This window comes from Streptomyces sp. NPDC006309, assembly GCF_040613095.1.
Classification (GTDB): domain Bacteria; phylum Actinomycetota; class Actinomycetes; order Streptomycetales; family Streptomycetaceae; genus Streptomyces.
Genome location: NZ_JBEXRO010000060.1, coordinates 1 through 4,639, shown reverse-complemented (window position 1 = coordinate 4,639; position 4,639 = coordinate 1). Strand labels below are relative to the sequence as shown.

6 protein-coding genes are annotated in these 4,639 nt (G+C 71.2%); 1 reads left to right on the top strand and 5 read right to left on the bottom strand.

The window, feature by feature from the left end:
* The 5 genes from ABZ117_RS34125 to ABZ117_RS34105 form a co-directional block, all read right to left on the bottom strand.
* Positions 1–404, bottom strand: a 404-nt coding sequence (locus ABZ117_RS34125) for a DEAD/DEAH box helicase (RefSeq protein ID WP_356826676.1), incomplete at its 3' end; no start/stop codon positions are given.
* Between the two features lie 341 nt (positions 405–745).
* Positions 746–949 (bottom strand): cold-shock protein, encoded by a 204-nt coding sequence (locus ABZ117_RS34120; RefSeq protein ID WP_344349523.1) that lies wholly within the window; start codon positions 947–949, stop codon positions 746–748.
* A gap of 725 nt (positions 950–1,674) precedes the next feature.
* Positions 1,675–2,349, bottom strand: coding sequence for a DUF3618 domain-containing protein (locus ABZ117_RS34115; RefSeq protein WP_356826674.1), 675 nt, complete (start codon positions 2,347–2,349; stop codon positions 1,675–1,677).
* Positions 2,325–2,738: a phage holin family protein gene (locus ABZ117_RS34110; protein ID WP_356826672.1), complete on the bottom strand. Its 414-nt coding sequence runs from the start codon at positions 2,736–2,738 to the stop codon at positions 2,325–2,327. Before ABZ117_RS34110 ends, ABZ117_RS34115 begins: the two co-directional genes overlap by 25 nt.
* Before the next feature lies 1 nt (position 2,739).
* Positions 2,740–3,465: a hypothetical protein gene (locus ABZ117_RS34105; protein WP_356826670.1), complete on the bottom strand. Its 726-nt coding sequence runs from the start codon at positions 3,463–3,465 to the stop codon at positions 2,740–2,742.
* 337 nt (positions 3,466–3,802) lie between these two features.
* Here ABZ117_RS34105 and ABZ117_RS34100 point away from each other — a divergent pair, with 337 nt between their 5' ends.
* A complete protein-coding gene (locus ABZ117_RS34100) occupies positions 3,803–4,372 on the top strand; it encodes a hypothetical protein (protein ID WP_356826668.1) in 570 nt (189 codons plus the stop codon).
* Positions 4,373–4,639: the final 267 nt, after the last annotated feature.

The following is a 4,639-nucleotide window of genomic DNA, read 5'->3' as shown; positions in this document are numbered from 1 at the left end:
TCGGCACGCTGTCCGGCGGTCCGGGCCAGCAGGGCCAGACCGAAGGCGAGGGTCTTGCCGGACCCGGTGCGCCCCCGGCCCAGCACGTCACGGCCCGCGAGGGAGTTGGGCAGCGTCGCGCCCTGGATCGGGAACGGTACGGTCATGCCCTGCTTGCCGAGTTCGGCCAGGAGCTGCTCGGGCATGCCGAGATCGGCGAACGCCTCGACGGCGGGCAGCGCGGGGGTGGTCGTCCTGGGCAGCGCGAACTCACCCTGCACTGCGGCGGGCCGGCGGCCGTAACCGCCGGAACGGACGGGCCCTGCGGAACGGCGCGGTGCCTGCGAGCCGGAGCGGCTGCCGTTCTTTCCGGCGTCGGCACTGCCATAACGGGTGTGGGCGGGGCTCGTGTGTGCGCGGTTCATGCGGAACCTTCCTCGATGTGGCACATATCAAGGAATTCCCGCAGCGATGAGCGGCATGGAGAATCACGAGAATGGACCGGTGGTGAAAGAAAGCAGACGGGCCGGCGGAAATCTCCGGGGCCACAGAAGCTCAAATGGGTGACGTCATGGGGACCTGGGATCCCGGCGTCGACTGCGGTGCGGCTCTTCAGGTTGCGCCTGCGCCCTGAAGGAGGAACCGCGCATGAGGGGACCGCGGTTGTCTCCGCTCGTCCCGCGGATGAAATCGGTGCGGGAAATGCGTGCAGCTGGGGCCCGCACCCCGAAGGATGCGGGCCCCAGCTGCACAATGTGCGCCGACGTCAGGCCAGAACGATGTTCTCGGCCGTCGGGCCCTTCTGGCCCTGCGCGATGTCGAAGCTGACCTTCTGGCCTTCGAGCAGCTCACGGAAGCCCTGCGCGGCGATGTTCGAGTAGTGGGCGAACACGTCAGCGCCGCCGCCGTCCTGCTCGATGAAGCCGAAGCCCTTTTCCGCGTTGAACCACTTCACGGTACCAGCAGCCATGTCATATCTCCTTTGGGGCAATACACCGGAATCCGCACCACGCGGACACCGTGTCGCCGCGATGATTACCCCGCCCGGAAAACGACCGGAAATACAAAAGCGCTCCCTACCGGCCAAAGCCTGGCGGGGGCACTTGAAGTTTTGGGAACCACAACTGCAACTGACAACGACAGTAGCACGTCGGAACGGTCTGTGCGTGCTGAATAATCGCGCCTTGCCCATGGCGGCAGAAACCCTTGCTGCCTGGTCCGTGAAACTCTCACGTCACGGGAACAGATATTGGAATCACCCGGCCCGCATCGCTGCGACCACCGGGTTCCGGCCATAGTCGAGACCTTCGCCGAGCGGGCAGGTGGTGCATGGTCTGCGCCCGATGACGTGGGGAGGGGAACGGAGTTCAACCCGGCGACACGGCGCCGGAGTTCACGCCGCTCGACGCCTTCGCCGGAAAGCTGATCGCGCGGCTGGAGTCATCTGAGATCTCGGGACAGCCGAGGCACGGGGCAGGCCGGAGTCGATGCCGGCGGGAAAGCTGGAGATCCACTTGATGCCGTCTTCCTGGCCGGCAGGTGGTTCACTCCGCATCCGGCCCCGGTTCAGACCCCGCGCCGGGCGCTGCCCGGCGGCCGGGCGGTCAGGTACCGCGTCCGCCCGGGCTCCGGACCGGATCGGGTCCGGAGCCCGGGCTGGCGTTTCCGGGAACGCGGCGGCGCCGAGGGCGGCCGTCAGCCGCTCGACTGCCCCCGGGCCTCGCCGGCGACCTGCTGCCCCGACTCCCGTGCCTGGGCCGTCAGCTGCTCGCCCTGGCCGCGCGCCTCCTCCTGGGTTGCGCGGGCGGCGTCGGCGGCGGTGTCCCTGACCTGTCCGGCGGCCCGCTGCGCGACCTCCTTGGCGTCTTCCTGCACATGCTGCACGGACTCCAGAGCGGCCTGCTTCAGCGGCTCCAGCGCCTCACCACCGCTCTCCATCAGCCCGGCGGCCGCCCGTTCCTCGGTCTGTGAGGCCGGCAGCAGCGACGACAGCAGCACACCGGCGCCGAAGGCGATCAGTCCGGCGGCCAACGGGCTTCCCTGCGTCCGGCGCATCACCTCGTCAGGGGCCCGGCCGACCGCGTCGCCGACCTGTCCCGCCGTTTCGCGGACCGCGTCCGTCGCCTGTCCGGCACCCTCCTGCAAAGAGCCGGCCGCCGACTGGGCACCGCTCGTCACCCCCTGGGCGGTCTGCGAGGCGCTCCCCATGACCCGGTCGCGCAGACCCGTGAGCCTGCCCCGGGCGCGCTCGGTCTGGCGGCGGGCCACCCGGCGCGGGCTGGCCCGGTCCGCGAGCTGGTTCACGTCCGCGGACAGCTGGTCCCGGGTCGCATCGATCTCGGCCCTTATTTGGTCGGGTGACGTGCCCATTGCGCATCCTCCTTCAACGATTCGACGGTTCGCTCGGGCTTGGGCTCGACGGTTCGCATCTGCGTGCGGCCCCGCTGGTAGAGCACGGCCGCGACGACGGCCCACACGGCGGCGACGATCAGGGCGGCCCAGCCGCCGTCCATCACGTTGGCCAGGCCGAGAACGGCGGCCAGTGACAGGAACAGCAGCACCATGTAGCCGCCGAACCCGGCGCCGCCGTACATGCCCGCCGCCTTGCCCGCCTTGGCCGCCTCCTGCCGCACCTCCGTCTTGGCCAGCTCGATCTCCTGCCGGAACAGGGTCTGGACGTCGGACGTCACCACCGCCAGCAGTTCACCGACCGACCTGTCCCGCCCGTGCTCCGCGGGCCTCGGAGGGACCGACGACACCTCACACCTCCGGGTAGGGTCGGGCCGGCGCGCCGGGATGCGGCGGATCCACCGGCACCGGCGGAGCCTGCGGGGTGCCGGACGGCTCCGTCGCCTCCGGCACGACCGGGGGTGACGGCGGCATCGGCGGGACGTCCGGACCGGGGCCGGCCGGGAGCGTCGGCGTGGCCGGTGTGCTGTCCGCGTCCAATTGCGGGGCACCGCTCGTGCGCTGCTCGGGCTGCGACGACTGCTTGGCGCTGCCCGCCGCCCTGGCCAGGCGGCCGACCGCCACCCCGGCCAGCATCGCACCGCCCAGGAAGGCTCCCGGGCGCCTGCGGGCGAAGTGGCGCAGGTCGGTGACCACGCCGTCGATGCCGTGTTTCTGGACGTAGTCGGCGACCCGGTGGCCCCTGTCGGCCACCTGGGTGGCCAGGCTGCGGGCGGGCGAGTCGCCCGGGGCGTTCTCCGCCAGGCCCGCGATGTCGTCCGACCACTGGCGCAGCGTCTCCGTCGCGCGCCGCGTCTGCTCAGCGGCCTCGTTCATCGCGCGGCTGCGCAGCTCGTCGATGACCGTACCGGCCTGCTGCCGCGCCTGCCCGGCCACGGCCCTGGCCTGCTCCGCGGCGGTCTCCGCCACCTGGCCCGCGGCCTGCCTGGCCTGATCGGCCGTGGCGGACGCCTCTGTCCTGGCTGTCTCACCGGTCTGCCGTAGCCTTCCGGCACCTTCCTGTACGGACTCGCTCATCAGCCACTCTCCTCGGCACCGCAGTGCTGTTCTGTGTCAGCTCCGGGAGGCCCCTCACCGGGGCGGCGGCTCGCCACCTCCGCGGACCTCGCGATCGGCCGTTCCTCTCACTCACGAGTAACTGGTCAGCGGGAAATGACACATGGATCGGCCTATCAGCTTTTTCGTCTCTGCCGCGTTCGAAGTCTTCGCCCCGCCCGCGTCCGCGCCGACGCCTCCGGCCCCACGCCCGTCTGGGTCAGCAGTGATGGCGGGGGCAACTGGGTGCGGCGAGGGTGGAGTCACGCCCGACCCCATGTCGGCTCATCACACGTCTTTCGCACGAAGGAGCACAGCCATGTCCGGACGCAACACCCTTGTCCGCAGCCTGCACGACCTGGGCCTCGCAGCGTGGTTCGGCGGCTCGCTCATGGGCGCGGTCGGTCTCAACGGGGCCGCCAAGGACGAGGGCGCCACGGACACGGAGGCGGCACGGATCTCCTCCTCGGGCTGGGCGAAGTGGACGCCTGTCAACGCCGCCGCCATCGGCGCCCACCTCTTCGGCGGCGGCGCACTGCTCGCCGTGAACGCCCACCGGGTCAATACGCAGAAGGGCGTGGCGGCCTCCACCACCGCCAAGACGGTCGTCACCGCGGCGGCGCTGGCCGCGACCGCCTACGCGCGCGTTCTCGGCAAGAAGATCGAGCTGACCGCCTCCCCAGACCCGCGGGACGCGGAGAAGGCCGCCCAGCACCCCATCGACACGGAGAAGGCCAAGCGGCACCTCGCCTGCGTGCAGTGGGCGGTGCCGGTCCTCACCGGAGGCCTCGTGGTCCTCAACGCCCTGCACGGCGAACAACAGCGCCCCTTCGAGCAGCTCCACGGGATGTGGCAGCACGCCCGCGCCGTCACCCCGCTCATCCCGTGAGGCTCCGGCGCACACCGATGTGACCCCCGTCGGCGGGGACGCCGATGTGTCCGGACCGCGGTTCCGCGGCGCCAGGCGTCCCCCAGGCCGTGACGTGAGCGGCGAGATGCGCGTGGGCACGCGGCCGGCCCGGGGTCAGTGTTTCTGGGCCGGCCGGTCATCACCATCGGTGTCGGTGTCGGTGTCGGTGGGGCACAGTCGTACGCAGCATTCGCCGGGCTCGGGAGCCAGAACGGCCTGGACCCCGCGGACCTCCAGGCCGGTGAG